The organism is Xanthomonas sp. CFBP 8443, from assembly GCF_025666195.1.
Classification (GTDB): domain Bacteria; phylum Pseudomonadota; class Gammaproteobacteria; order Xanthomonadales; family Xanthomonadaceae; genus Xanthomonas_A.
Genome location: NZ_CP102592.1, coordinates 244,352 through 269,698, shown reverse-complemented (window position 1 = coordinate 269,698; position 25,347 = coordinate 244,352). Strand labels below are relative to the sequence as shown.

Annotated in this window: 22 protein-coding genes; 4 read left to right on the top strand and 18 right to left on the bottom strand. The window is 70.8% G+C overall.

Features of this window, described 5'->3' with window-relative positions; translation table 11 throughout:
• Both NUG20_RS01070 and NUG20_RS01065 read left to right on the top strand, forming a co-directional pair.
• A complete protein-coding gene (locus tag NUG20_RS01070) occupies positions 1 to 924 on the top strand; it encodes a lysylphosphatidylglycerol synthase domain-containing protein (RefSeq protein ID WP_263396639.1) in 924 nt (307 codons plus the stop codon).
• A 65-nt stretch (positions 925 to 989) separates the two neighbouring features.
• Complete coding sequence (locus NUG20_RS01065) at positions 990 to 1,376, top strand: VOC family protein (RefSeq protein WP_263396638.1); 387 nt, start codon at positions 990 to 992, stop codon at positions 1,374 to 1,376.
• Between the two features lie 472 nt (positions 1,377 to 1,848).
• Here NUG20_RS01065 and uvrD read toward each other — a convergent pair whose 3' ends face one another.
• Together uvrD and NUG20_RS01055 are read right to left on the bottom strand one after the other, a co-directional pair.
• Positions 1,849 to 4,050 carry a DNA helicase II gene (uvrD, locus tag NUG20_RS01060; protein WP_263396637.1) on the bottom strand — a complete coding sequence of 734 codons (2,202 nt, stop codon included), beginning with the start codon at positions 4,048 to 4,050 and terminating at the stop codon, positions 1,849 to 1,851.
• A gap of 78 nt (positions 4,051 to 4,128) precedes the next feature.
• Entirely contained in the window at positions 4,129 to 5,010 is an 882-nt protein-coding gene (locus tag NUG20_RS01055; protein ID WP_263396636.1) for a LysR family transcriptional regulator, read from the bottom strand.
• Positions 5,011 to 5,127: 117 nt separating this feature from the next.
• Between NUG20_RS01055 and NUG20_RS01050 the strand changes: the two genes are divergently transcribed.
• Positions 5,128 to 6,651: an MFS transporter gene (locus NUG20_RS01050; RefSeq protein WP_263396635.1), complete on the top strand. Its 1,524-nt coding sequence runs from the start codon at positions 5,128 to 5,130 to the stop codon at positions 6,649 to 6,651.
• A gap of 99 nt (positions 6,652 to 6,750) precedes the next feature.
• Here the strand turns inward: NUG20_RS01050 and NUG20_RS01045 are convergent, their stop codons facing one another.
• From NUG20_RS01045 to NUG20_RS01000, 10 genes are all read right to left on the bottom strand, one after another.
• A complete protein-coding gene (locus tag NUG20_RS01045; RefSeq protein WP_263396634.1) occupies positions 6,751 to 8,181 on the bottom strand; it encodes an FAD/NAD(P)-binding protein in 1,431 nt (476 codons plus the stop codon).
• A 118-nt stretch (positions 8,182 to 8,299) separates the two neighbouring features.
• A complete protein-coding gene (gene cls, locus NUG20_RS01040) occupies positions 8,300 to 9,718 on the bottom strand; it encodes a cardiolipin synthase (protein WP_263396633.1) in 1,419 nt (472 codons plus the stop codon).
• A gap of 217 nt (positions 9,719 to 9,935) precedes the next feature.
• Complete coding sequence (rpmG, locus tag NUG20_RS01035) at positions 9,936 to 10,103, bottom strand: 50S ribosomal protein L33 (RefSeq protein WP_170874102.1); 168 nt, start codon at positions 10,101 to 10,103, stop codon at positions 9,936 to 9,938.
• A gap of 10 nt (positions 10,104 to 10,113) precedes the next feature.
• Complete coding sequence (rpmB, locus tag NUG20_RS01030) at positions 10,114 to 10,350, bottom strand: 50S ribosomal protein L28 (RefSeq protein ID WP_003467012.1); 237 nt, start codon at positions 10,348 to 10,350, stop codon at positions 10,114 to 10,116.
• Positions 10,351 to 10,523: 173 nt separating this feature from the next.
• On the bottom strand, positions 10,524 to 11,189 hold the full coding sequence (locus NUG20_RS01025) for a cation efflux transmembrane domain-containing protein (RefSeq protein WP_263396632.1): 666 nt from the start codon (positions 11,187 to 11,189) through the stop codon (positions 10,524 to 10,526).
• A 3-nt stretch (positions 11,190 to 11,192) separates the two neighbouring features.
• Positions 11,193 to 14,405 carry an efflux RND transporter permease subunit gene (locus NUG20_RS01020; protein WP_263396631.1) on the bottom strand — a complete coding sequence of 1,071 codons (3,213 nt, stop codon included), beginning with the start codon at positions 14,403 to 14,405 and terminating at the stop codon, positions 11,193 to 11,195.
• A 152-nt stretch (positions 14,406 to 14,557) separates the two neighbouring features.
• The gene (locus tag NUG20_RS01015) at positions 14,558 to 15,829 is read right to left on the bottom strand and encodes an efflux RND transporter periplasmic adaptor subunit (RefSeq protein WP_263396630.1); all 1,272 of its coding nucleotides are present in this window, start codon (positions 15,827 to 15,829) and stop codon (positions 14,558 to 14,560) included.
• Positions 15,830 to 16,311: 482 nt separating this feature from the next.
• The gene (locus NUG20_RS01010; protein ID WP_263396629.1) at positions 16,312 to 17,583 is read right to left on the bottom strand and encodes a TolC family protein; all 1,272 of its coding nucleotides are present in this window, start codon (positions 17,581 to 17,583) and stop codon (positions 16,312 to 16,314) included.
• A gap of 55 nt (positions 17,584 to 17,638) precedes the next feature.
• Entirely contained in the window at positions 17,639 to 18,007 is a 369-nt protein-coding gene (locus tag NUG20_RS01005) for a hypothetical protein (RefSeq protein ID WP_263396628.1), read from the bottom strand.
• Between the two features lie 358 nt (positions 18,008 to 18,365).
• Entirely contained in the window at positions 18,366 to 20,198 is a 1,833-nt protein-coding gene (locus tag NUG20_RS01000; protein ID WP_263396627.1) for a DUF885 domain-containing protein, read from the bottom strand.
• Positions 20,199 to 20,389: 191 nt separating this feature from the next.
• Here NUG20_RS01000 and NUG20_RS00995 point away from each other — a divergent pair, with 191 nt between their 5' ends.
• A complete protein-coding gene (locus tag NUG20_RS00995; RefSeq protein ID WP_263396626.1) occupies positions 20,390 to 20,872 on the top strand; it encodes an REP-associated tyrosine transposase in 483 nt (160 codons plus the stop codon).
• A gap of 141 nt (positions 20,873 to 21,013) precedes the next feature.
• Here the strand turns inward: NUG20_RS00995 and NUG20_RS00990 are convergent, their stop codons facing one another.
• The 6 genes from NUG20_RS00990 to NUG20_RS00965 form a co-directional block, all read right to left on the bottom strand.
• Entirely contained in the window at positions 21,014 to 21,211 is a 198-nt protein-coding gene (locus NUG20_RS00990; protein ID WP_263398593.1) for a hypothetical protein, read from the bottom strand.
• A 127-nt stretch (positions 21,212 to 21,338) separates the two neighbouring features.
• Positions 21,339 to 21,680: a lipid-A-disaccharide synthase N-terminal domain-containing protein gene (locus NUG20_RS00985; protein WP_263396625.1), complete on the bottom strand. Its 342-nt coding sequence runs from the start codon at positions 21,678 to 21,680 to the stop codon at positions 21,339 to 21,341.
• Position 21,681: 1 nt separating this feature from the next.
• Positions 21,682 to 22,404: a glycosyltransferase family 2 protein gene (locus tag NUG20_RS00980; protein WP_263396624.1), complete on the bottom strand. Its 723-nt coding sequence runs from the start codon at positions 22,402 to 22,404 to the stop codon at positions 21,682 to 21,684.
• Between the two features lie 108 nt (positions 22,405 to 22,512).
• A complete protein-coding gene (locus NUG20_RS00975; RefSeq protein ID WP_263396623.1) occupies positions 22,513 to 23,478 on the bottom strand; it encodes an SDR family NAD(P)-dependent oxidoreductase in 966 nt (321 codons plus the stop codon).
• A gap of 65 nt (positions 23,479 to 23,543) precedes the next feature.
• Positions 23,544 to 24,467 (bottom strand): ParB/RepB/Spo0J family partition protein, encoded by a 924-nt coding sequence (locus tag NUG20_RS00970; RefSeq protein ID WP_263396622.1) that lies wholly within the window; start codon positions 24,465 to 24,467, stop codon positions 23,544 to 23,546.
• Positions 24,467 to 25,264, bottom strand: a complete 798-nt coding sequence (locus NUG20_RS00965) for a ParA family protein (protein WP_263396621.1) — start codon at positions 25,262 to 25,264, stop codon at positions 24,467 to 24,469. The genes NUG20_RS00970 and NUG20_RS00965 overlap by 1 nt, the downstream gene beginning before the upstream one ends.
• Between the last annotated feature and the right edge of the window lie 83 nt (positions 25,265 to 25,347).

The following is a 25,347-nucleotide window of genomic DNA, read 5'->3' as shown; positions in this document are numbered from 1 at the left end:
GTGCGCCGCATCGCGTACCTGGCGTTCCTGGCGCTGGTGGCGTTCCTGCTGGTGCGCTATGGACGCTCGGTGGACTGGGCGCAGGTCGGGGCGACGCTGGCCGGCTACGGCGGCGGCACCCTGGCGCTGGCGGCCGGCCTGACCCTGGCCAGCTACGCGCTGTACGCCTGCTACGACCTGGGCGCACGCCGCTACACCCGGCACCCGCTGGCGACGCCGCGGGTGATGGCGATCGCGGTCATCGCCTACGCCTTCAGCCTCAATGTCGGCGCGCTAGTCGGCGGCGCGGGCTTCCGCTATCGGTTGTACGCACGCGAGGGGCTGCGGCTGGGGACCATCGGCCGCATCGTCGCCTTCACCATCGGCACCAACTGGATGGGCTACCTGCTGCTGGCCGGCGCGCTGTTCGCCTCCGGCCGCTTGCGCACGCCGCCGCACTGGCCGGTGAGCGGCGCGAGCCTGCCGTGGCTGGGCGCGGCGATGCTGCTGGCCGTGGCCGGCTATTTGCTGGCGTGCCACCTGGCGCGCGGACGCGCGCTCGAAGTCCGCGGCCACGCCCTGCATCTGCCGCCGCTGCCGCTGGCGGTGTTGCAGCTGGCGCTGGGCGCCGCCAACTGGACGCTGATGGGCACGCTGCTGTTCGTGCTGATGCCGCCCGGCGTGGACTACGTCTCCGTGCTCGGCACGCTGCTGGTGGCGGCGGTCGCCTCGGCCATCGCCCACATCCCCGCCGGCATCGGCGTGATGGAGGCGGTGTTCCTGCCCATGCTCGGCCACCAGGTGCCGCAGTCGCAACTGCTCGCCGCCCTGCTCGCCTATCGCGCGTTCTACTACCTGGGACCGCTGCTGCTGGCGACTGCCGGCTATGCCGCACTGGAAGCGCGCCGGCGGCGCGCCGCACCGGCCGCACCGACCCAGAAGTAGCGCTTGTTGGCAGAGGACCCCGGGTGATAGCGTCGCGCGCATGCATCGGCGAAGGACACCATGACATGAAGCGCGTCACCGGCATTGGCGGCATCTTCTTCAAGGCCAACGACGCTGCGGCGCTGCAGGCCTGGTACAAGCGCCATCTGGGCATCGATGTGCAGGCATGGGGCGGCACCGCGTTCGCCTGGACCGACGCCGCGGGCGAGCCGCTCGCCGGCAGCACCATCTGGTCGATCGGCTCGGCGCAAGGCGAGCAATTCGCGCCCAGCACGGCGCCCTTCATGATCAATTACCGGGTGGACGATCTGCACGCGCTGGTCCAGGTATTGCGCGAGGAAGGCTGCAACGTGCTCGATCGCGTGGACGATTCCGAATACGGGAAATTCGCCTGGGTCATCGATCCGGAAGGCAACAAGGTGGAGCTTTGGGAACCGCCTGCGGGGCAGTGATGGCGCATCCGTGGTGGGCCGAAGAACGCCGGACATTCGGATACCACTCTGTTGCCACTGTCACGTCGTCGGCGAGGACTTGCGACGGGCTTGCCGGATGCACTGCGCGCTGCGGGAAGGCCTTCAGCCCGAGGCTCCGAAACCGGATGCTGCGTGGCGTCGTTCGTCGCGACTGAAGTCGCTCCCACAAGGGGCTTGCGACGAGGTGGCTGGGGCACTGCAGGAGGGACTTCAGTCCCGACTGTTTCCAAGGCTGGGGTCTGCATGGCTTCGTTCGTCGCGGCTGAAGCCGCTCCTACACGGGCTTGCGGCGAGGTGGCTGGATGCACCGTAGGAGGAGCCTCAGTCCCGACTGTTTCCGAAGCCGGAGAGTGAGCGACTGCGTTCGCCGGGGGATGCCGCGCGCCATGCATGAGCAGGCGGCAATGCAGTCGCCGCCCTGGCGCCAGCGGAGCGGCAAGCGTCCAGCCCGTTAGATCACCGTCAGATTCGCGTACGCCATCACCAGCCACTTCGCGCCGACTTCGTCGAACTGCACCTGCACGCGCGCGTGGGCGCCGCTGCCCTCGTAGTCGACGACCACGCCGCCGCCGAACTTGGGGTGCTGCACGTTGGCGCCGAGCTTGATCGCCGGCGCCTCGATGACGCTGTGGCCGAGGTTGCGTTGCGCGCCGAGTGAGGCGCTGCGCGACACCTGTACCTTCGGCCGCACTTCGTGCAGCAGCTCGCGCGGGATCTCGCGCAGGAAGCGCGAGGGCACGTTGTAGTTGTCCTGGCCGTGGATGCGCCGCGACTCGGCATAGCTGAGCACCAGCTTGTGGCGGGCGCGGGTGATGCCGACGTAGGCCAGGCGCCGCTCTTCCTCCAGCCGCCCGCTCTCCTCCAGCGAACGCGCGCTGGGGAACAGGCCGTCTTCCATGCCGGCCAGGAACACCAGCGGGAATTCCAGGCCCTTGGCCGAATGCAGCGTCATCAGCTGCACGCCGTCCTCGCCGGCCTGGGCCTGGCCTTCGCCGGCCTCCAGCGAGGCGTAGGCCAGGAACGCGACCAGCTCGGTCATCGCCTGGCGGCCTTCGTCGGCGTCCTCGTCGCCGTCGGCGCGCACGAAGCGCGAGGCCACCGAGACCAGTTCGTCGAGGTTGTCGGTGCGCGATTCCGAATCCAGCCCGCCGCGGCTTTCCTTGCTCCAGTGGTCGCGCAACGCCGAGCGCGCCAGCACCTGATCGATCTGCTCGGGCAGCGGCAGCCCGGCCACCTCGGCGGACAGCTGCTCGATCAGGCCCAGGAACTGCGCCAGGGCGTTGCGCGCCCGCGCGGCGAGGTCGCCGCCCTGTTGCGCGGCCTGCTGCGCGGCGGCCCACAACGACAGCGACTGCGCGCGTGCCAGGCGCCGCACTTCGTCCAGGGTGCGGTCGCCGATGCCGCGGGTGGGGGTGTTCACCGCGCGCTCGAACGCCGCGTCGTCGGCGCGGTTGGCGACCAGCCGCAGGTAGGCCAGGGTGTCCTTGATTTCGGCGCGCTCGAAGAAGCGCATGCCGCCGTAGACGCGGTACGGCACCTGTTCGGCGATCAGCGATTCTTCGAACGCGCGCGACTGCGCGTTGCTGCGGTAGAGCACCGCCGCCTCGCTGTAGCTGCCGCCGTCGCGCACCCACTGGCGCACGCGCTCGACCACGTAGCGCGCCTCGTCGATCTCGTTGTAGGCCGCGTACAGGTCGATCGGGTCGCCGTCGCCCGAATCGGTCCACAGCTGCTTGCCGATGCGGTCCGGGTTGTGCGCGATCACCGCGTTGGCGGCGTTGAGGATGTTGGCGCTGGAACGGTAGTTCTGCTCCAGGCGGATGGTCTGCGCGTTCGGGAAATCCTTCAGGAAGCGCTGCACGTTCTCGACCTTGGCGCCGCGCCAGCCGTAGATCGCCTGGTCGTCGTCGCCGACCACGAACACGCGCCCGCTGTCGCCGGCGAGCACGCGCACGAACGCGTACTGGATGGCGTTGGTGTCCTGGAACTCGTCGACCAGGATCTCGCCGAAGCGGCTGCGGTAGTGCGCCAGCAGCGCCGGGTTGTCGCGCAGCAGTTCGTGCGCGCGCAGCAGCAGCTCGGCGAAATCGACCAGGCCCGCCCGGTCGCAGCGCTCCTGGTACAGCGCGTAGGCGCTGCGCAGGGTGGTGGTCCACTCGTCGCGCGGCTCGGGCTGGATGTGCTGTGCGCGCCGGCCCTCGTCCTTCTGCTGGTTGATCCACCACACGATCTGCTTGGGCGGGAACTTGCCCTCGTCCAGCTCCAGCTGCTGCACGACGCGCTTGACCAGCCGCAGCTGGTCGTCGGAGTCGAGCACCTGGAAGCTTTCCGGCAACTTCGCGTCCTGCCAGTGCAGCCGCAGCAGGCGGTGCGCCAGGCCGTGGAAGGTGCCGATCCACATGCCGCGGCTGCCGTTGCGCAGCTGCAGGTCGGTGCGGTGGCGCATCTCGCCGGCCGCCTTGTTGGTGAAGGTGACCGCGAAGATGCCGTGCACCGGCACGCCGTGGACTTCGTTGAGCCAGGCGATGCGGTGGGTGAGCACGCGCGTCTTGCCGGACCCGGCGCCGGCCAGGACCAGGTAATGGCCGGACGGTGCGGAGACGGCCTCGCGCTGGGCGGGGTTCAGATCATCGAGCAAATGGGAGACATCCACCCGGACATTTTACCGGTTGCGGCGGCGCATCGGCTGCGACGGCGGACGCGGCGCCGCAAAAAGTTCGCCAGCGCGCGGTCAAGCCGCCGGGAACAGGCGTTCGGCCACGAAATCCACGAACGCGCGCAGCTTCGGCGACAGTTGCCGGCTGGACGGCCACAACACGAAGAACTGGCCGCTGTCGTTCAACTCGGCATCGAGCAGCGCCTGCAGGCGGCCGTCGGCCAGCGCCTCGCGGGCCAGGAACTCCGGCATGCAGCCGATGCCCATGCCGCCGATCGCCGCCGCGCGCAGCGCTTCCATGTTGTTGCAGGTCAGGACCGCCCGCGGCAGCGGCGCCGGCGTGGACAAGGGCCACTCGTGCAGCTTGCCGGTGGTGGGAAAACGGAAGCGCAGGGTGTCGTGCGCGGCCAGCTGCGCCGGCGTCTGCGGCACGCCGCGGCGGCGCAGGTAGTCCGGCGCGGCGCAGATGCAGAAGCGGAACGGCCCCAGGCGCCGCGACATCAGGCTCGAATCGGCCTGCGTGCCGCTGCGGATCACCGCATCCAGGCCGCGCTCGACCACGTCGACCAGGCGGTCGTCGAATTCCAGTTCCAGCTCCACCTCGGGATAGCGCTCGTGGAACGCGGGCAGCAGCGGCAGCAGGAAGCGGTAGCCGATGGTCGGCAGGCCCAGCCGCAGCAACCCGCGCGGCGCCTGCAGCGTCTGCGCCAGCACGCTCTCGGCCTCGCGCAGTTCCTCCAGCACGCGCTGGCAGCGCTCGAAGAACAGCCGCCCTTCGGCGGTCAGCGCGATGCGCCGGGTGGTCCGCTGTAGCAGGCGCACGCCCAGTTCGCGCTCCAGCGCGGCCACGCTCTTGCCCACCGCCGACGCCGAGATGCCGAGCACGCGGCCGGCACCGACGAAACTCAGCTGTTCGGCGGCGCGGACGAAGGCGACGATGCCGGTCAAACGATCCATACAGGGATATTACGGAATTCTTCTCCGCTATCCATGGAGATCGGCGGCCTTTTTCGGTGACTCCTGCCACGTTATCTCTAGTCGCGATCCCGGCAGCCGCCGGCCGAGCCGCTCGCGATGACCCTCCGCTCCTCCGTTTCCTCCCCAGCAGCTCCCGCACGACGCGGCGCCGCACTCGCCGCGGTGTGCCTGGCCGCCCTGGCCTTGCCGCTGAACTTCTCCGGCGGCGCGGTCGCCACGCCGGCGATCGGCGCAGCGCTGGGCGGCAGCGCGCTGGCGCTGGCCTGGATCACCAATGCCTTCATGCTCAGCTTCGGCAGCCTGCTGCTCGCCGCCGGCGCCCTGGCCGACCGGCATGGCCGCAAGCGCGTGTTCCTGGGTGGGCTGGGCCTGTTCGCCGCCGCCTCGCTGGGCGTCGGCCTGGCCGGCTCGGTGGTGGCGATCGATCTGCTGCGGGCGCTGCAGGGCGTGGGCGCGGCCGCCGCGCTGGCCGGCGGCACCGCGGCGCTGGCGCAGCTGTACGACGGCGTCGCGCGGGCGCGTGCGTTCAGCCTGCTCGGCACCACCTTCGGCACCGGCCTGGCGTTCGGCCCGCTGGCGGCCGGCGTGCTGATCGAACACGTCGGCTGGCGCGCGATCTTCTTCGGCCTGGCCGCGCTGGCCGCGCTCGCCTGGGCGGTCGGCGCGCGCTGCCTGCGCGAGTCGCGCGATCCCGCCCCGGGACCGGCCGACCGCGCCGGCGCGCTGTGCTTCAGCGCGGCGCTGGCAGCGTTCACCGCCGCGCTGATCCAGGGGCCGCACAGCGGCTGGCACAGTGTGCCGACCCTGGCCCTGCTGGGCGCCGCGGCGGCGCTGTTGCTCGGCTTCGTGCGGATCGAGCGGCGCTGTCATCGGCCGATGCTGGATCTGAGCCTGTTCCGCTACCGCCGCTTCGTCGGCGTGCAACTGCTGCCGGTGGCGACCTGCTACAGCTATGTGGTGCTGCTGGTGCTGCTGCCGTTGCGGCTGATCGGGGTGGACGGCCAGCGCGCCAGCGACGCCGGGCTGACCCTGTTGGCGCTGTCGGCGCCGATGCTGGTGGTGCCGCGCGTGGCGGCGGCGCTGGCGCAGCGCATCGCCCCGGGCCTGCTGTCCGCGGCGGGGTTGGCCTTGGCCGCTGTCGGGCTGTACTGGCTGAGCGCACGCCCTCCCGCGCAGGCGCTGCCGGCACTGTTGCTGATCGGCGCCGGCACCGCGCTGCCATGGGGACTGATGGACGCACTGTCGGTCAGCGTGGTGCCGAAGGAACGCGCCGGCATGGCGGCCGGCATCTTCGGCACCTTGCGCGTGGCCGGCGAAGGCATCGCACTGGCGAGCGTGGCCGCGTTGCTGGCCGGACTGATCCAGTGGCAGCTGGCGGCCACGGCGCCGGCGACGACCAGCGCCGCGTTGGCCGAGACCGCGCAACGCCTGGCCGCGGGCGACCTGGCGCAAGCCGCGCATGCGGGCAGCGCCGCATCCATGGCGCAGTTGCGCCACGCCTATGCCGACGGGTTCGCGGTGCTGGCGCGGACGCTGGCGGCGATCACGGCGATGTCGGCGGTCGCGATCTACCTGCTGCTGGGGCGGACGACGCGACATTCCGTGGAGGCCAGGGCCTAGACAGGCATCACTGGTAACGCTTGTCGCGGCTGAAGCCGCTCCTACAGTGACGCGTCTGCCTGCAGCGCTTGGGCGCCACAACGGCAGCCCGGCATGCCGTCATTGCGCGTCGGGATTGGCCGGCAGTTCGCACAACAACGCCTGCGCCTGCTGCTGCGCCTGCACGCGCAGTTCCGGGATCGCCAGGCTTTCCCACAGGCTGCCGATGCGCAGGCTGCCGAGCACGCGGATGCGCGCATCGGCGTGGCCGTCGGCGTCGAGCAGGGCGCCGTCGGGCGCGGTGGCGACGCCGATGCCGTGTGGGCCGGGCATGGCGTGGCCGCAGCCCAGCAGCTGGTGCAGCAGCGGGCTGCGCATGGTCTGCGCGCGCAGTTCCACACCAGTGGCGTTGACCAGGTAATGGGCGTCCAGTTGCAGCGCCAGGCCGTCGGGACCGACCGCGTTGACCTGCACGCAGGCGCCGACCGGGAATACCGTGTCCAGCCGCGCGCGGTGCATGCGCAGCTGGCCGACCTGGCGCATCGCCTGCAATTGAGCGAAGACCGGTGCGGCGATGCGGTGCCGGTGCACGTCCCAGTAGCGCACCGCATGGCGCAGGAAACGGCGTTGCTCGGTGGCCGACAGCGACTGCCACAGCGCCTGGCCCAGCGGCCGCAGCCGGTCCATCACGCCCTGCCACGGCAGGCCGTGCGCCTGCGCCGCGGCCGCGTGCCGGCGCAGCGCGCGCAGGCGCTGGCGCAACGGCAAGGCCAGCAACGGTTGCGGGTCGAAATCGGCCGCTGCATGGTCGGCGTGCGCGACGTGCGGCAGCGGCAGCAAGGCATGCCGCGAGATCACGTGGACCGGGCCGCGATGCGCGTTGGCGAGCAGGGTCAGCACGCTGTCGACCATGCTCAGGCCGGCGCCGACGATGCACACCGTGGCCTCGCGCGGGATCGCGTGCAGCTGTGCGTGGTTCCAGGCGTCCACGCGCGCCTGCGCGGGCAGGCTGGACGCGCCGCGCGCCGGCAGCGGACGCAGGCTGTTGCCCAGCGCCAGCACCGTCGCCTGCGCACGCAGCGTCGTGCCGTCCTGCAGCCGCAACGCCTGGCCACGATCGTCGCGATCCAGCGCCACCACCCGCGCCTGCCGCCACCGCACCTGCGCCGGACTTGCGGCCTGCGCCTGCGTCAGGCGCGCGCGCAGGTACTCGGCGTAGTGGCGGCGTTGCACGTAGGCCTGCGCCAGCGCGGCGCGCTGCAGCGCCGGATACAGCGCCTGCTGCTGCAACCAGTCGAGGAAATCGTCGGGCAGCTCGGCGAAGGCGCTCATGCGCCCGGCCGGCACGTTCAGCAGGTGCTCCGCGCATGGCGTCGCATAGGCCACGCCCTGCGCCAGCGCAGCCTGCGGTTCGATCAGCTGCAGCCGCAGCGCGCGCGTGGCCTGTCGCAGCAGCTGCAACGCGACCAGGATGCCGGCCGCGCCGCCGCCGACGATGGCGATATCGCAATCGCAGTCGCCATCGGACGCGGTGGGCAGGAGTTCGCTCATGCCGGCGATTGTAAGGGATGCCCTCGCCGGCTCGGCCTGCGGCTGAGAACCATCGCGCATGTCGCGACAAAGATCGCGCATGGCGGCGACATCATGCCGTCACGTCCATGTGCGCGGTTCACATCAACGCATCGGCCAGGCGCGCGATGCCTTCGCGGCTGCGCCGCCATGTCGGCCGCTTGCGCCAGCTTTCCAGCGACAGCGTGCGCGCATCTGCGAGGTATTCGGCTTCCACCACGCGCAGCCGCTGCACCACCTCGGCGCTGTAGCACAGCACGCCGATCTCCGCGTTCAGCGCGAAGGAGCGGATGTCCAGGTTGATCGAGCCGACCAGGGCGATGCCCTCGTCCACGCTCAGGTGCTTGGCGTGCAGGAAGCACGGCCGGTACAGCGCGATCTTGACCCCGCTGCGCAGCAGTTCGTCGTAGTAGGCCTCCTGCGCCCAGGCGGTGAGCCGCTGGTTGCTGCTCTCCGACAGGATCAGCTGCACGTCCACCCCGGACAGCGCGGCGATACGCAACGCGCTGAGCGTGGCCTCGTCGGGCACGAAGTACGGCGTCACCATCACGATCCGCCGCCGCGCCAGGTGGATCAGCGCATTGACCGCATCGCGCGCGTTCTCGAACGGATAGGCCGGGCCGCTGGGCAGCAGTTGCGTGGCGGTGTCGGCCCCGTGCACCGCGGTGACCTCGGTCACGCGCAGGCGCTGCCCGGTCTCGATGAACCAGTCGCTGGCGAACACCGCCTCCAGGTGCGCGACCACCGGCCCCTGCACCCGCGCCACCAGCTCGCGGTTGGGGTGGCCGCGCACGAACTCGGCCGCGGCCAGGTTCTGCGAGCCGATGTAGCCGACGCGGTTGTCGATCACCGCGATCTTGCGGTGGTTGCGCAGGTCCATGCGCCCGCTGCGGCGCCAGCGCAGCCCGCCCGGCAGCAGCGCCTGCACCTCGACCCCCGCCGCGCGCAGGCGCTTGCGGTAGCGGTGCAGCCCGCGGCGGCCGCCGCGCGCATCGAGCAGCAGACGGCAGCGCACGCCGCGCGCGGCGGCGCGCAGCAACGCGGCCACGACCGCCTCGCCGACCGCGTCGTCGAACATCAGGTAGTACAGCAGATGCACGCGCTCCACGGCCGCGTCGATGTCGTCGATCAGCGCCTGCAGCGACACCGCATAGCGGTCCAGCAGCTCCACCGTGTTGCCATGGGTCGGCATGAAGTCGCCCTGGCGCTCGATCAGCGGCACCACCTCGGCGATCGCGGTATCGGCGGGCGGAGTCCAGCGCAACGCGGTCAGCGGCACCTGCTGCTCGCGGATCACCTGCGAGGCCTGCGCCTGGCGCTGGATGCGCTCGCGCGACAGCCACGGATGGCCAAGCAGCAGGTACAGCGGCAGTCCCAGCACCGGCACGAAGCCCACCAGCAGCAACCAGCTGCGCGCCGCGCCGGGCGTGGTCCGCGCGGGGATCCACAGCAACGCCACCAGCCGGATCAGCCAGTCCAACGCCAGCAACCAGGTGCCTTCCAACCAGAACGGCAGCATCGCGACCCTTCGCAAGCCAAGTCGCCCGATTCTGCGGGCTGCGGCGGCAAACGCAACCGTCGCGTGCGGTGCCGCGATTGGCGACGCGCGTTGGGCGACCGCCTCGCGCAGCGGCGACGGCCTGCTGCCGGAACAAATGTGCGGACCCCAGACGCACGAAACCCGCCTTGCGGCGGGTTCCGTGTCGACCTGAAAACGCGATCCAGCGATCAGTCGATCACTTGATCTTGCCTTCCTTGTACATCACGTGCTTACGCACGACCGGGTCGTACTTCATCATTTCCATCTTCCCCGGAGTGTTCTTCTTGTTCTTGTCCGTGGTGTAGAAGTGGCCGGTGGCGGCCGAGGAAATCATACGGATCTTGTCACGCTTGCCTGCCATGATTGTTTACTCCTCAGACCTTTTCGCCGCGCGCGCGCAGCTCTTTCAGAACGGCATCGATCCCGTTCTTGTCGATGGTGCGCAACGCATGCGCGGAAACACGGAGCTTGATCCAGCGGTTCTCGCTGGCGACCCAGAAGCGGCGCTCGTGCAGGTTGGGCAGGAAGCGGCGACGGGTTCTGTTGTTGGCGTGGGAGACGTTGTTACCCGTCTGCACACGCTTGCCGGACACTTGGCATACGCGGGACATTACGCACCTCGATAGAAAGTTTGAGTCGCCCATAGCCTGGGAGACGGCGGCCCCGGCAGCCTTGCGGGCCACCACGCGACGTGGGAAATCAAGCAGTTACGCTGGGGAAGGCCGACCGGAGATCGCGTATCCGGCCGCCGTTCCGACCGGAGCCGGGCACAGCGAGCCGCGCATTATGCACGGCTTTCCCTTGTGTCGCAAGCACTTACCGGCAGCGCGCGGGCCTGGCGCAGTTCCGCCCAGGCACGCCGAGCCACCCGCCAGGCCGAGCGCAGGAACAGCAGCAACAGCGCTGCGGCGATCAGCAGGTCCGGCCAGCCTGCGCCGAACGCCCACACCGCGACGCTGGCCAGGATCACCGCGCCGCCCTCGTAGACGTCGTTGAGCGAGCAGGCCCAGGCCGAGGCCAGGTTGATGTCGCCGCGACGGTACGGCCACAGCAGGCGCAGGCACAGCAGGTTGGCGGCCAGGTTCAACGCCGCGGCCACGCCCATGCTCTCGAACAGCGGCAGCTGCGGGTGCAGCAGCTTCCAGCCGATGCCGGCGGCCACCGCCAGCGCCGCGGCCAGGATCAGCGCGGCCTTGAGCAGCGCCACGCGCGCCTTCGCCGCCAGGCTCGCGCCCACCACCGCCAGGCTCAGCGCATAGGTCAACGCGTCGCCGAGGTTGTCCAGGCTGCCGGACAGCAGCGAGGCCGAGCCGCTGTGCCAGGCGCTGCCCAGCATCATCGCGAAGGTGCCGGCGTTGATCGCCAGCACCCACCACAGCACGCGGCGTTGGCGGGCGTGCAGCGCCGCCACGTCCACGGTCTTGCCGCACCCGCAGCAACTGTCGGCCATGGCTCACCTCGCGAGGGTCGGGGCGGCGGCCACCGCGGACGCCGGTTCGGCAGTGTCCCGCCGATGCAGCCAGCGGTACAGCACCGGCAGCACCAGCAGGGTCAGCAGCGTGGAAGAGACGATGCCGCCGATCACCACCGTGGCCAGCGGCCGCTGCACTTCCGAGCCGGCGCCGACGTTGAACGCCATCGGCACGAAGCCCAGCGCCGCCACCAGCGCGGTCATCAGCACCGGCCGCAGCCGCGCCAATGCGCCCTCGCGCAGCGCCTGCTCCAGCGCCAGACCGTCCTCGCGCAGCTTGCGCACGAAGGCGATCATCACCAGCCCGTTGAGCACCGCCACCCCGGACAGCGCGATGAAGCCGACCCCGGCGGAGATCGACAGCGGGATGCCGCGCAACGCCAGCGCGACCACACCGCCGGTCAGCGCCAGCGGCACGCCGCTGAACACGATCGCCGCATCGCGCAGCGAGCCGAACGACCAGTACAGCAGCGCGAAGATCAGCAGCAGCGTGGCCGGCACCACCCAGGCCAGGCGCTGCCCGGCCGAAATCAGCTGCTCAAAGGTGCCGCCGTAGCCGATCCAGTAGCCGCTGGGCAGTTCGACCTCGGCCTGCACACGGCGCTGCAGCTCGGCGACGAAGCCGCCCAGGTCGCGGTCGCGCACGTTGGCGGTGACCACGATGCGGCGCTTGCCGTCCTCGCGGTTGATCTGGTTCGGCCCCAATACGGTTTCCACCTTGGCCACCTCGCGCAGCGGCACGGTGATCGGCGCCCCGCTGCGCCAGCCGGGCGCGCGGCTAGACTCGTCGGCGTCGCCGCGCTCGCCGTCGCCGCGCAATGGGATCGGCAGGTCGGCCAGCGCCGCCGGATCCTGGCGCAGCGCTTCGGGCAGGCGCACCACGATGTCGAAACGGCGGTCGCCTTCGAACAGTTGCCCGGCGTCCTGCCCGCCCACCGCGGCGGCCACCGTGTCCTGCACCACGCCGGGATTGAGTCCGTAGCCGGCCAACGCAGTGCGGTCTGGGACCACGCTCAGCATCGGCAGGCCCGTGGCCTGCTCGAGCTTGACGTCGGCCGCGCCGGGCACGCGGCGGGCCACCTCCTCGATGCGCCGGCCGACCTGCACCAGCGTGTCCAGATCGTCGCCGTAGAGCTTGATCGCCACGTCCGCGCGCACGCCGGAGATCAGTTCGTTCATGCGCATCTGGATCGGCTGGGTGAACTCGTAGTTGTTGCCGGGCAACTGCTGCACCGCCGCCTCGATCTCGGCCAGCAACTGCGCCTTGGGCTTGCGCGGATCGGGCCATTGCGCGCGCGGCTTCATGATCAGGAAGGTGTCGGCCACCGACGGCGGCATCGGGTCGGTGGCGACCTCGGCGGTGCCGAGCTTGCCGAACACGTGCGCCACTTCCGGAAACTGCTTGATCCGCCGCTCCAGCGTGGCCTGCATGGCGATCGCCTGCTCCAGGCTGGTGCCGGGAATGCGCAGCGCGTGCAGGGCGATGTCGCCTTCGTCGAGATTGGGAATGAACTCGGTACCCAGCCGCGTGGCCAGCACCCCGCACAACAGCACCAGTGCCAGCGCGCCGGCGCCGATCCAGCGCGCGTGGCGCAGCGCGCCGTCCAGCAACGGCGCGTACGCCTGCCGCGCCCAACGCATCGCACGGTTCTCGTGCTCGGCCACCTTGCCACCCAGCATCAACGCGATCGCCGCCGGCACGAAGGTCAGCGACAGCAGCATCGCCCCGGTCAGCGCCAGCACAACGGTGATCGCCATCGGGTGGAACATCTTGCCTTCGATGCCGGTCAGCGCGAACACCGGCAGGTACACCGCGGCGATGATGCCGACGCCGAACAGGCTGGGACGGATCACCTCGGCGGTGGCCTGCGCGGTCAGCTCGAAGCGCTCGGCGGCGCTGAGCACGCGGCCCAGCCGCTGCTGCGCCTGCCCGAAGCGACTCAGGCAGTTCTCCACGATGATCACCGCGCCATCGACGATCAGCCCGAAATCCAGCGCGCCCAGGCTCATCAAATTGCCGGACACGCCGCCGCGGACCATGCCGGTAAGGGTGAACAGCATCGCCAGCGGGATCACCGCGGCGGTGATCAGCGCCGCGCGGAAATTGCCCAGCAGCAGGAACAGCACCGCGATCACCAGCAGCGCGCCCTCGACCAGGTTCTTGGCCACGGTGGCGATGGTGCGATCGACCAGCGCGGTGCGGTCGTACACCGGCACCGCCTGCACGCCCGGCGGCAGGCTGCGGTTGGCCTGTTCGAGCCTGGCCGCCGAGGCCTGCGCCACGGCGCGGCTGTTGGCGCCGACCAGCATGAACACCGTGCCCAGCACCACCTCGCTGCCGTCCTGGGTGGCGGCGCCGGTGCGCAGCTCCGGCCCCTCGCCGACCTGGGCCACGTCGCGCACCCGGATCGGCACGCCTTCGCGCCGATCCAGCACGATCGCGCCGAGCTCGTCGATGCCGCTGACCTGCCCCGGCACCCGCACCAGGAACTGCTGACCGTTGCGTTCGATGTAGCCGGCGCCAACGTTGCGGTTGTTGGCCTCGACCGCGCGCGCCACGTCGTCCAGGGTGAAGCCGAGCGCGACCAGCCGCGCCGGGTCCGGGGTGATGTGGATCTGCCGCGCATAGCCGCCGATGGTGTTGACCTCGGTCACACCCGGCACGTTGCGCAGCTGCGGCCGCACCACCCAGTCCTGCAGCGTGCGCAGGTCGGTGGCGGTCCACGCGCTGCCGTCGGGCTTGCGCGCATTCGGCTTGGCCTCGACCGTGTACATGAAGATCTCGCCCAGGCCGGTGGCGATCGGCCCGAGCTGCGGCTCCAGCTCCGGCGGCAGTTGCGACTTCACCTGCTGCAGCCGTTCGGCCACCTGCTGCCGCGCGAAATACAGGTCGGTGCCGTCGGCGAACACCGCGGTCACCTGCGACAGCCCGTAGCGCGACAGCGAGCGGGTGGATTCCAGTCCCGGCAATCCCGCCAGCACCGTCTCCAGCGGGAAGGTGACGCGCTGCTCGGCCTCCAGCGGCGAATAGCCGGGCGCGGCGGTGTTGACCTGCACCTGCACGTTGGTGATGTCCGGCGTGGCGTCGATCGGCAGGCGCGAGAAACTCCAGGCGCCGATCGCGACCAGCACCCCGGTCAGCGCCAGCATCAGCCAGCGCTGCGCGATGGCGAAACGGATCAGGCTAGCGAGCATGGCGGCGGCCTCCATGCGTGGCGCGCGACACGCCGCTCTTCCTCTGTAGGAGCGGCTTCAGCCGCGACCGATATGCCAGCATCGCGTTTACGTTCGGGTGTCTGTCGCGGCTGAAGCCGCTCCTACAGGGGGGCCGGGGCGCGGTGCGCAGTTCAATGATCATGCGATGCCCCCGACTTCTCGATGTCCGCCTTGACCAGATAACTCTGCTCAACCACAACCTGATCGCCGGCCTTCAGCCCGGACAGCACCTGCACCTGGCGCGCATCGCGCGCGCCGAGTTGCAGCGGCCGCACTTCGTAGGTATCGCCCACGCGCACGAACGCCACCTCCCAATCGCGGAAGGTCTGCAAGGCGGCCACCGGCACCACCAGTTCGGCCGGCTGCTGCGCCACCGTCACCCGCGCCTTCACCGCCGAGCCCGGCCGCCACAGGCCGTCGTCGTTGCGCAGCACCGCGCGCGCCACCGTGCTCTGGCTGGCGGTGGCGGTGCCCGGCAGCACGCGCTCCAGCGTGGTCTGCGCGACCGTGCCGTCGCTGATCCGGGTCACCGTCACCGGCGCGCCGGCGGCGATGTGGCCGGCGTCGGCGCCGAAGATGTGCAGGTCCACCCACAGCGTGGACAGGTCGGCGATCTCGAACAGCGCCTGGCCTTCGCTGGCTGCGCTGCCCACGCTGGCATTGCGCGCCAGCACCGTGCCGGCGATCGGCGCGACGACGGTGTAGCTGGTCAGGCTCAGGTTGCTCTCCACCGTGGCCAGCGCCTGGCCCGCGCGCACGCGGTCGCCGACGTTGGCGCGCAGGCTGCGCACCGGACCGGGGAAGCGCGCGGTGGCCTGCGCCTGCGCGCCTTCGGCCGGGGTCAGCAGGCCCTGCACCTCGTGCTCGTCGGCGATGCTGCCCGGGCCGACCGGCGCGACGCGGATGCCGGCATCGGCGGCGATCTTCGCCGCGATCTCGGTACGGCCTTCGTAGCTGGGATAGGTCCAGCGCAGCGCCTTGCCCTGGACCGTGGCGCGCACCTGCACGTCGAACGAATGCGGCTCGTACACCACGCTGTCGGCCAGCAGGCTGCCGTCGTCGCGCGCGCGCAGGCGATGCGTCTCGGCGACGCCGCCCAGGCGCTGGAGCTGCACCTCGACGCTGCCGGCGCCGGGCGGCAACGGCTTGTCGTCGCGGTACAACCAAGCCTGGTAGGCCGGCGGCGTGCCATCTTCGGCGATCGCCAGTTCGACCGCGTAGCCGCCCTGCTCGAGCAGGCGGCCGCCGTGCGCGCCCTTGCGCGCCTCCTCGGCGTGGGCGTCGCCGGCCTCGCCATGCGCGTCGGCGTCGTCGTGGCTGGCGTCGTCACCGGCGCCGGCGCAACCGCCGAGCAGCAGTCCAAGCAACAGCGGCGCGATCAGCGCGGCAGATCTGAAGTTCATCGTAGGCAGTCCTGAAAGACGCCGGCGGCGGGCGCCAGGCGTCGGGAGAAGGGGGGTCGGAAGCGATGGCATTCGCAGGCGCGGCGTGCGCGGCGCGCTGCTCGGCACGCTGCCGGTGGCCGGACACAATCCGCTCGACGCGGTGTTCCTGCTGGAGTCGAGCAAGCCGCGCGTCCCGTCGCGCGGCGGCATGGCCGGCGGCGGCCACTTGCGATCGACGATGGCCCTCGCCGTCCCCGCAGCACGGCCGGAATCGGCCGGCGCGACGCGCAGCCTCATCGCTGCATGCCGCTCACGGTGCTGGCGCAGCGCGCGGCATAGTGCAGCTGCAACGCGGCCGGTCGCGCTGGTCCGCAACCGGCGGCACGAGGCACGCGTGACGCTGCCGACGCCTTGCCGCGCGGACCACGGCAACAGATATCTGCGCGTCGGTGCGGTGAGTGCAGCCAGCGCGTGGCGGATGCGCAACAGCAGCGAACGGCTCATCGCGCCACCTGCGCGGCGCCCGCGACCACGAACGGCTGTCCGGTCAGGCGCTGGATCTCGATCAGCGCGGTCTGCGCCTCGATCGCGGCGGCGAGCTGCTGCCGCCGCGCATCGCCGTGCTGGGCCTGCAGCTGCGCCCACTCCAGATAGCTGATCGCGCCGCCGCGATAGGCGCGCTCGGCGGCGGCCTCGGCGCGGGTCAGTTTCGGCAGCACGTCCTCGCGCATGCGCGCCACTTCCAGCTGCGCGGCGCGGTAGCGGCCGTGCGCGTCGGCGAGCGTGGAATACAGCGCCAAGGCCTGCGCCTCGCGCTCCACGCCGAGCAGGTCACGCTCGGCCTCGGCGGCACGGATCTCCGGCTGCGCGCGCGCCGCGCTGCCCAACGGCAGCGAAATCCCGGCGACCAGGGCGGTGGCGTCGCCGTCCTGCAGCCGGCGCACGCCGAACTGCCAGTCCAGGTCGGGCCGCGCCTGGCTGCGCGCCAGGCGCAACCGCGCCTCGCGCACGCGCGCCTCGCCGACGAAGCGCGCCAGTTCCGGGGTCGCGTCGAGCAGCGCGGCCAGTGCGCCGAAGTCGGGCACCGCCGGCAGCGCCAGCGGATCGCCGACCACGCGCGCGAACGCGGGATCGCGCTCGCCCCACAGCACCGACAGATGGCGGCGGGCGGCGTCGTGTTCCTGCTGCGCGCGGTCGCGGTCCAGCTCCGCGCGGGCCTGCAGTGCCTGCGCGGTCAACAGCACCGATTCGGGCGAGGCGCCGGCCTGCAGCCGCTGCCGCGCCGCGGCGACGGTACGCTGGCGCTGGGCCAGGTCGGCGCTGGCGATGGCCTGACGCTGCGCCGCCGCGGCGATCGCCAGATAGCGGCGCGCGACCTCGGCGAGCAGGTCCAACCGCGCCAGTTCGCGCTGCGGCGCCAGCGCGTCGATGCGCGCCTGCGCCAGGGTGCGGCGCGCGTCGAGCTTGCCGCCGCGCTCGAGCACGCCGGCCAGGCTGACGGTCAGCTCGGCCTGGTCCAGGCCGCGCGCATCGCCACTGCCGAAGGCGTTCTCCAGTTCGGCGCCCAGGCGCAGCGGCGGGCGCAGCGCGTCGCGCTCGGCCTCGGCGGCGAGCACGCGGCGCTGGCCGTCGGCCAGGCGCAGATCGGGATGGGAGCGGGCGACGCGGGCAACGGCGTCGTCCAGGGTGAGCACAGCATCGGGCGGCACGGCCTGCGCCCACGCGCAGGGCGCGACCGCGAAGGCGGCAACAGCCGCCAGTCGCAACCACATGGGACTTCTCCGGATTCGGGGATCGATGGACGGGCCGGCAGGCGCCGGCGGTGCATCAAGCCGCGATCGGAGGCCGCAACAGGGTATCCAGCAGGTGCGAGCGGTAGTCCTGGTGCCCGGCGGCCGGGCGCAGCTGCGCCGGCAACGGCACTCCCTGCCAGGCCAGCGCCGGCAGCAGCGCCGGGCTCTGTCCGTGGCAATAGCCACTGTGCATCAGCGCATGCATCAAGCCGGCGCCATCGCGTTCATCCTCGCCATCGGCGTGGTGCGACGCGTCTTCGTCCACATGCGCCTGGCCGTGCGCCAGCGCGTGCACGTCGCCCAACGCGCAGGCCACCGGCGCCACCAGCACGCTCAGCGCCAGCAGCGCCAGCACCGTCAGGCGCAGCAGCGGGTGCAGCAGGTGGGCACGGCGGATGGACATGGCGCCAGCCTAGCGATGCGGGCGGGGTTACACAATCGCAGAGGGGAAACGAGGTGAGCGCGGATTGAGCGGCGACGGGCGCGGCCTCATGTAGCGCCGCTGGTCGTCGCCTGATCAAGCGCTGGCGGTCGCCGCCTCGTTTGCGCTCGCGCGCTGGCGGTTCACCGCTTCTTAGGTAGCGGTCGCACCCTGGCGGTCGCACCTCTATCCGGCATTGCGGCTATCGTCCATGCCTTGCTAGCGGTCGTACCCTCATCCGTAACTGGCCGATGCACTCCCACGCTGTGCTGGCGGTCGTACCCTCATCCGGCGCTTCGCGCCACCTTCTCCTGATGGGAGAAGGAAGAGCGCGCGGCGATTATTCGGGCTTGGTCGCGGCGGGCTTGCGCGCGGCGGCCTGCTGCTTGCTCTCAACGATGAACGCGCGCACCTGGTGCTGCAAGACCGGCAGCGGCACCGAGCCCTGCTTCAACACGGCATCGTGGAAGGCCTTGATGTCGAAGTCCGCGCCCAGTTCGCGCTCGGCCTCGGCGCGTAGCTTGACGATGGCGATCTCGCCGAGCTTGTAGCTCAGCGCCTGGCCCGGCCAGGAGATGTAGCGGTCCACTTCGGTGGTGACCTCGTGCTCGCTGAGCGCGGTGTGTTCGCGCAGGTAGGCCAGCGCCTGCTCGCGGCTCCAGCCCTTGTGATGCACGCCGGTGTCGATCACCAGCCGGCAGGCACGCCACATCTCGTAGCTGAGCCGGCCGAAATCCTCGTACGGGGTCTCGTAGATGCCCATCTCCTTGCCCAGCTTCTCGGTGTACAGCGCCCAGCCCTCGCCGTAGGCGGAGATGTAGTTCTCGCGGCGGAACGCCGGCTGCGCGCCCTGCTCCTCGGCCAGCGCGCCCTGCAGCGAGTGGCCGGGCGAGGATTCGTGCAGGGTCAGCGCCGGCAGGTTGTACAGTGGGCGCGACGGCAGGTCGTAGGTGTTGAGCCAGTAGGTGCCGACGCCGCCGCGGCCGGCGGTCCAGAACGGCGCGATGTCGGCCGGCACCGGCACGATGGTGAAGCGCCCGCGTGGCAGCGTGCCGATGAACTTGCCGACCTCGCCATCCACGCGCTTGGCGATCCACGCGGCGCGATCGAGCAGTTCCTGCGGCGTCTTGACGTAGAACTGCGGATCGCTGCGCAGGAACTGCAGGAACGCCGGGAACGTCTGCTGGCCCGCCGGCGCCTTGAAGCCGACCCGACGGATGATCGCGTCCATCTCCTTCTGGATCCGCGCCACTTCCTGCAGGCCCACCTGGTGGATCTGCTCGGGACTCATTTCCAGCGTGGTGTATTCGCGGATCTGCTGCTGGTAGTAGGCCTTGCCGTCGGGCATCGCTTCGGCGGCCAACGTGGTGCGCGCCTGCGGCACGTATTCCTGGCGATAGAAGGCCAGCAGCTGCGCGTAGGCTGGGATCACCTTGTCGCGGACCGCCGCCTGCGCCTGTTCGCGCAGCGCCTGCTGCTCGGCGGCCGGGATCTGCGCCGGCAGCTGCTTGAACGGCGCGTACAGCGTGGCGGCGGTGGGATCCTTCAGTTCGGCGACGCCGGCGATCGAACCGTCGCGGCCTTCCAGCACCGCGCGCGGCACGCTGAAGCCGCGCTTGAGCCCGGCGCGCATGTTGTCGGTCTGCTGCGCGAAGTAGCGCGGCACGTCGTCGAGCCGCGCGATGTAGGCGCGGTATTCGGCCGGCGTGCGCAAGCTGCGCCGCGCCATGAAGCCCAGGTCCGACCAGAACGAGCTGTCGGAATTGAACGGCATCTCATAGGCACGCAGGCGCACCGCGGCGGCAAGGTTCTCGATCTGCGGGCGGTACACCGCCAGGTTGACCTGGTTGTCGGCCGACAGCTGCGCCGGGTCGATGCCGCCGAGCTGGCGCAGCACGTCCTCCCATACCTTCAGCCGTGCCGCCTGCGCCGCCGCGCCGACGTCGGGCAGCTGCCGGTTGTCGCCGCTGCTGTCGCTGTCCTCGTCGGCCTGCCCGACCTGCGCCTGCCGCCATTTCCACTCCTTCTCGTAGATGGCCTGGAAGCGAGCATCGGCGGCGGAAGCGGCGGCTGCCGCTGGCGGCGCTGCGGCTGACGGCGCGGCCAGCGCCGGCGCGGCCAGCGTGAGGGCGAGCAACAGGGAAGCGGCCAGCGGGGTCTTGGCGATCGGCATGGGCGGCGACAGGCAGTGGGAACAGGATCCCGATGATCGCATTCCGGGCGTGGCGGGGGGTGGGCCGGAAGTCCTGGTGCGATGGATCTGGCGACGCCTGCGCCTCTCTGCGCAACACAAGGCATTTCCCGACATGACGTACAGACTCCAGCCGATAGGCGTTGCACGTTCATGCCAGCACGCTACACGCCATGCCTCCACTCACTCATACCGCAGGACACGCCGCATTGCGCCGCGGCCGCCATAACGAACTTGGACGCATCTATCTGTTGACGATGGTGACCTTCCAACGTGCACCGCTGTTCTCGGACTGGCGTTGCGCGCGCGCCGCCGCGGCCTGCCTTGCCACGCCGGACAGCTGGCCAGACGTACGGCTGCTGTGCTGGGTGTTGATGCCTGATCATTGGCATGGCCTGATCGAATTGCACGCGGGCGTGACGCTGCCCGAAGCACTGCAACGCGCCAAGGGGCGATGCGCACATGCAGTGAATCGCGCACGTGGTCGCGGTGGCAGGGTCTGGTCGCCGGGCTTTCACGACCGTGCACTGCGGCGCGAGGACGACATGCTGACCGCAGCCCGTTACATCGTCGCTAATCCCTTGCGCGCCGGCCTGGTCCGGCGCCTGGGCGACTACCCGTATTGGGATGCGGTCTGGCTGCCTGCGCACCGGTGAGAACGCGCGTTCACAGAATCGGTCGCGGCTGAAGCCGCTCCTACAGGGATGCCCTGCTCTTCTGTAGGAGCGGCTTCAGCCGCGACAGACCGCAAAGGTCGCACGCAGACGCGGAGAGAGGCGGTGCATACCGCGCCAGCCTCAATGCGACGCGCGATCCCGGTGCCAGCCGCGGTGCTTGATGTCCAGGTATAGGCTGTAGAACGCGATAAAGGCGGGGAACAGGTTCTGCAGCACGCCGACCAAGTCTTGCTTGGCCGAGAACAGGAAGGCGTCTGGGCGACTACCAGTATTGGATGCGGCCTGGGTGCCTGCGCACTGATGAGAAGGCGCGTTCACAGAATCTGCCGCGGCTGAAGCCGCTCCTACAGGGATGACCCGCTCTTCTGTAGGAGCGGCTTCAGCCGCGACAGACCGCATGGATTGCATGGAAACACGGAGAGAGGCGGTGCATACCGCGCCAGCCTCAATGCGACGCGCGATCCCGGTGCCAGCCGCGGTGCTTGATGTCCAGGTACAGGCTGTAGAACGCGGTGAAGGCGGGGAACAGGTTCTGCAGCACGCCGACCGAGTCCTGCTTGGCTGAGAACAGGAAGTAGCTCAGCGTCATCAGGCTGCCGACCACGCTCATGTACCAGAACATGCGCGGGATCACCGGCTTGCCTGCGCGCTTGGAGGCGACGAACTGCACCAGCCAGCGGCCGCCGAACATCAGCGCGCCGACGTAGCCGATCAGCTTCCAGCCGGTGACGTGCAGGCCGGTCCAGTACAGCGCCTGGATCGGTTCGTTGAGGAAATGCACTTCCATATCAGCGCTCCTGCACCACGGTGCGGCGGCTGCGCGCGATCAGCCAGGCCACGCCGCGCAGGTCGCGGATGCCGACCAGCGCGCGGTTGAGGTTGTTGTACTTGGACACGCCCGAGGTGCGGTGGCGGTGGTTCACCGGCACGCTCAGGGTCTGCCAGCCGGCGCGCTGCATCAGCGCCGGCAGGTAACGGTGCATGTGGTCGAAGTACGGCAGGTCCAGAAACGCCTCGCGCTCGAACAGCTTGATGCCGCAGCCGGTGTCGGGGGTGTCGTCGCGCAGCATGCGCGCGCGGATCGCATTGGCCCACTTGGACGCCCAACGCTTGCTGCCCGAGTCCTGCCGCGACACGCGCCAGCCGGCGAACAGCTTGACCTGCGCGTCCGCGGCGGCGCGCGCGGCGAGCAGCTTGGGGATGTCGGCCGGATCGTTCTGGCCGTCGCCGTCGAGGGTGGCGATCCAGGCGCCGCGCGCGGCCTTGACCCCGTTGCGCACCGCGGTGCTCTGCCCGCTCTGGGTGACGTGGTGCAGCACCCGCAGCTCCGGCGTGCTCGCCTTCAGGCCGTCCAGCACGGCCAGGGTGTCGTCGCGCGAATGGTCGTCGACATAGACGATCTCGAAGTCGGTCACGCCACGCAGCGCGGCGACGATCTCGGCCACCAGCGGCGGCACGTTGTCGCGCTCGTTGAACACCGGGACGACGACGGAAAGGGAAGGCTGGCTCATGGCTCGACTAGGCTCGGCGGCAACGCAAGGGAGAAACGCGGGGAACGGCAGCGGCGACGCAAAAAGACCGCGCATTGTGCCCTGGGCCGGTGACCCGGGGCTGAAGCATCAGGCCGCGGCGCCGAAATAATCGCGGCACCACTGCACCACCTGCGGCAGCCCGACCTCGATCGGGGTGCTCGGCTCGAAGCCGAAGGCGGCGTGGGCGCGCGCCGTATCGGCCATCGTCTCGACCATGTCGCCTGGCTGCATCGGCTTGTAGACCTTCTCGGCGGGGCGGCCGGCGGCGGCCTCGATCACGCCGATGAAGCGCTCCAGCTCGACCGGGGTGTGGTTGCCCAGGTTGAACACCCGGTGCGGCACCGGGTCGGTGGATGGATGGTCGAGCGCGCCGAGCACGCCGGCGACGATGTCGGCGACGAAGGTGAAATCGCGGCGCATGCGGCCGTGGTTGAACACCTCGATCGGGCGCCCGGCCAGCACCGCGCGGCTGAACAGCAGCGGCGCCATGTCCGGCCGGCCCCACGGGCCGTACACGGTGAAGAAACGCAGCCCGGTGGCGCGCAGGCCGTACAGCTGCGCGTAGGTGTAGGCCATCAGCTCGTTGGCCGCCTTGGTCGCCGCGTACAGCGAACGCGGCTGGTCGATGCGCTGGTCCTCGGAGAACGGCGGTGTCGCCGAATCGCCGTACACCGAGCTGCTCGATGCGTAGGTCAGGTGCTGCACGCCGCGGTGCCGGCACAGTTCCAGCATGTTGACGAAGCCGACCAGGTTGCTGTCGACGTAGGCGTACGGGTTCTGCAGCGAATAGCGCACGCCCGCCTGCGCGGCCAGGTGCACCACGCGCTCGGGGCGGACCTCGTCGAACAGCGCGGTCAGGCCGTCGCGGTCGGTGAGGTCGAGCTGGCGGATATCGGCCTGCGGGCACAGCGCGGCGACGCGGTCGCGCTTGAGCTGCGAGTCGTAGTAGTCGTTGTAGTTGTCCAGCCCCACCACCGCCTCGCCGCGCGCGGCCAGCGCACGGCAGGTGTAGGCGCCGACGAAGCCGGCCGCGCCGGTGACCAGGACCGTCATCGGCGCGCGCCTTGCACGGTTGCGGGGACGATGGGGGACATCATGCGATCGACAGCGGCGGCGGCTCAGCCGACCTTGCCGCGCAGCCGCTCCAGCACGCCGTCGAGCGTGTCCAGGTCGGTGTAGTGGATCACCAGCTTGCCCTTGCCGCCGCGGCCGTGGGCAATGGCGACCTTGGTGCCCAGCGATTCGGACAGCTCGGTCTCCAGCGAGGCGATGTCGGCCTGCGGCGCGACGCGGCCGGGCTTGGCCTTGCGGTTGCTGGGCACCTTGCCGGCGGCGAACTGCTGCGCACGGTGCTCGACCTCGCGCACCGACCAGCCCTGGTCGGCGGCGTCGGAGGCCAGCCGGCTGGCCAGTTCCGGCGACAGCGTCAGCAGCGCGCGCGCATGGCCCATTTCCAGGCGCCCGGCCTCGAGCAGCGCGCGGATCGCCGGCGGCAGCTCCAGCAGGCGCAGCAGGTTGGACACCGAGGCGCGCGAGCGGCCCACCGCCTCGGCGGCCTCGGCGTGGGTCAGCGCGAATTCGTCGATCAGCCGCTGCAGCGCCTGCGCTTCCTCCAGCGGGTTGAGGTCCTCGCGCTGGATGTTCTCGATCAGCGCCATGGCGATGACGGTGCGGTCGTCGAGCTCGCGCACCACCACCGGCACTTCGCTCAGCCCGGCCAGCTGCGAGGCGCGCCAGCGGCGTTCGCCGGCGACGATCTCGAACCTGCCCGGCTCCAGCTCGCGGGCGACGATCGGCTGGATCACGCCCTGCGCCTTGATCGACTCGGCCAGCTCCTGCAGCTTGCCCTCGTCCATTTCCTGGCGCGGCTGGTACTTGCCCGGCTGCAGCTGCCCGACCGGCAGCTGGCGCAGGCTCTCGCCGGGCTGCGCCGCGTCGTTGGGCGCCGGCGCGGCCGTGCCGCCCTTCGGTCCCAGCAGCGCTTCCAGGCCGCGGCCGAGGCCGCGCTTCTTCGCTCCGAGGGCAGGGGGCTTGGCGCTCATCAGACGGTCTCCATGGCCGGGGCGGCCCTATTGCGTTCGTTGCGGCGGCGCACGATCTCGCCGGCCAGGCCGATGTAGGCGACGCCGCCGCGCGAGGTGCGGTCGTAGCCAACGATGCTCTGGCCGTGGCTGGGCGCCTCGGCCAGGCGCACGTTGCGCGGCACGATGGTGCGGAACACCTTGTCGCCGAAATGGTTGGTCAGCTCCGCCGACACCGCGTTGGCCAGGTTGTTGCGCACGTCGAACATGGTGCGCAGCACGCCCTCGATCTCCAGCGTCGGATTGAGGTTGGCGCGCAGCGCCTCGATGGTCTCCAGCAGCGCGGTCAGCCCTTCCAGCGCGTAGTACTCGCACTGCATCGGCACGATGATCGAGTCGGCCGCGGTCAGCGCGTTCAAGGTCAGCAGCGACAGCGCCGGCGGGCAGTCGATCAGGATGAAGTCGTACTCGGCGCGCAGCGGCGCCAGCGCGGTCTTCAGCCGCTGCTCGCGCGCCGGCTGGTCCATCAGCTGGATCTCGGCGGCGGTCAGGTCGATGTTGCCGGGCAGCAGGTCGAAGCCTTCCGGCGCGGTCACCCGGATCTGCGCGGCGCTGCTTTCGCCCAGCAGCACGTCGCAGGTGGACGCGGCCACCTCGCGCTTGTCGATGCCGCTGCCCATCGTCGCGTTGCCCTGCGAATCCAGGTCCACCAGCAACACGCGCTGCGGCTGGCGCGCGAGCGCCGCCGCCAGGTTGACCGCCGTGGTGGTCTTGCCGACGCCGCCTTTCTGGTTGGCGATGGCGATGATGCGGGCCATGCGGGAGCCTCGTCGGCGATGGGTGGGACCGGGCATTATGCGGTCACACCCCCCCGGGGCGGAAATCGGCGTCGGCACCCCGG

Excerpts from the sequence above, each read along its gene's own strand:
- NUG20_RS01065 (WP_263396638.1), top strand. The coding sequence starts at position 990 with ATGAAGCGCGTCACCGGCATTGGCGGCATCTTCTTCAAGGCCAACGAC.
- NUG20_RS01055 (WP_263396636.1), bottom strand. The coding sequence starts at position 5,010 with ATGGATCGTTTGACCGGCATCGTCGCCTTCGTCCGCGCCGCCGAACAG.
- NUG20_RS01050 (WP_263396635.1), top strand. The coding sequence starts at position 5,128 with ATGACCCTCCGCTCCTCCGTTTCCTCCCCAGCAGCTCCCGCACGACGC.
- NUG20_RS01045 (WP_263396634.1), bottom strand. The coding sequence starts at position 8,181 with ATGAGCGAACTCCTGCCCACCGCGTCCGATGGCGACTGCGATTGCGAT.
- cls (WP_263396633.1), bottom strand. The coding sequence starts at position 9,718 with ATGCTGCCGTTCTGGTTGGAAGGCACCTGGTTGCTGGCGTTGGACTGG.
- rpmB (WP_003467012.1), bottom strand. The coding sequence starts at position 10,350 with ATGTCCCGCGTATGCCAAGTGTCCGGCAAGCGTGTGCAGACGGGTAAC.
- NUG20_RS01025 (WP_263396632.1), bottom strand. The coding sequence starts at position 11,189 with ATGGCCGACAGTTGCTGCGGGTGCGGCAAGACCGTGGACGTGGCGGCG.
- NUG20_RS01020 (WP_263396631.1), bottom strand. The coding sequence starts at position 14,405 with ATGCTCGCTAGCCTGATCCGTTTCGCCATCGCGCAGCGCTGGCTGATG.
- NUG20_RS01015 (WP_263396630.1), bottom strand. The coding sequence starts at position 15,829 with ATGAACTTCAGATCTGCCGCGCTGATCGCGCCGCTGTTGCTTGGACTG.
- NUG20_RS01010 (WP_263396629.1), bottom strand. The coding sequence starts at position 17,583 with ATGTGGTTGCGACTGGCGGCTGTTGCCGCCTTCGCGGTCGCGCCCTGC.
- NUG20_RS01005 (WP_263396628.1), bottom strand. The coding sequence starts at position 18,007 with ATGTCCATCCGCCGTGCCCACCTGCTGCACCCGCTGCTGCGCCTGACG.
- NUG20_RS01000 (WP_263396627.1), bottom strand. The coding sequence starts at position 20,198 with ATGCCGATCGCCAAGACCCCGCTGGCCGCTTCCCTGTTGCTCGCCCTC.
- NUG20_RS00995 (WP_263396626.1), top strand. The coding sequence starts at position 20,390 with ATGCCTCCACTCACTCATACCGCAGGACACGCCGCATTGCGCCGCGGC.
- NUG20_RS00985 (WP_263396625.1), bottom strand. The coding sequence starts at position 21,680 with ATGGAAGTGCATTTCCTCAACGAACCGATCCAGGCGCTGTACTGGACC.
- NUG20_RS00980 (WP_263396624.1), bottom strand. The coding sequence starts at position 22,404 with ATGAGCCAGCCTTCCCTTTCCGTCGTCGTCCCGGTGTTCAACGAGCGC.
- NUG20_RS00975 (WP_263396623.1), bottom strand. The coding sequence starts at position 23,478 with ATGACGGTCCTGGTCACCGGCGCGGCCGGCTTCGTCGGCGCCTACACC.
- NUG20_RS00970 (WP_263396622.1), bottom strand. The coding sequence starts at position 24,467 with ATGAGCGCCAAGCCCCCTGCCCTCGGAGCGAAGAAGCGCGGCCTCGGC.
- NUG20_RS00965 (WP_263396621.1), bottom strand. The coding sequence starts at position 25,264 with ATGGCCCGCATCATCGCCATCGCCAACCAGAAAGGCGGCGTCGGCAAG.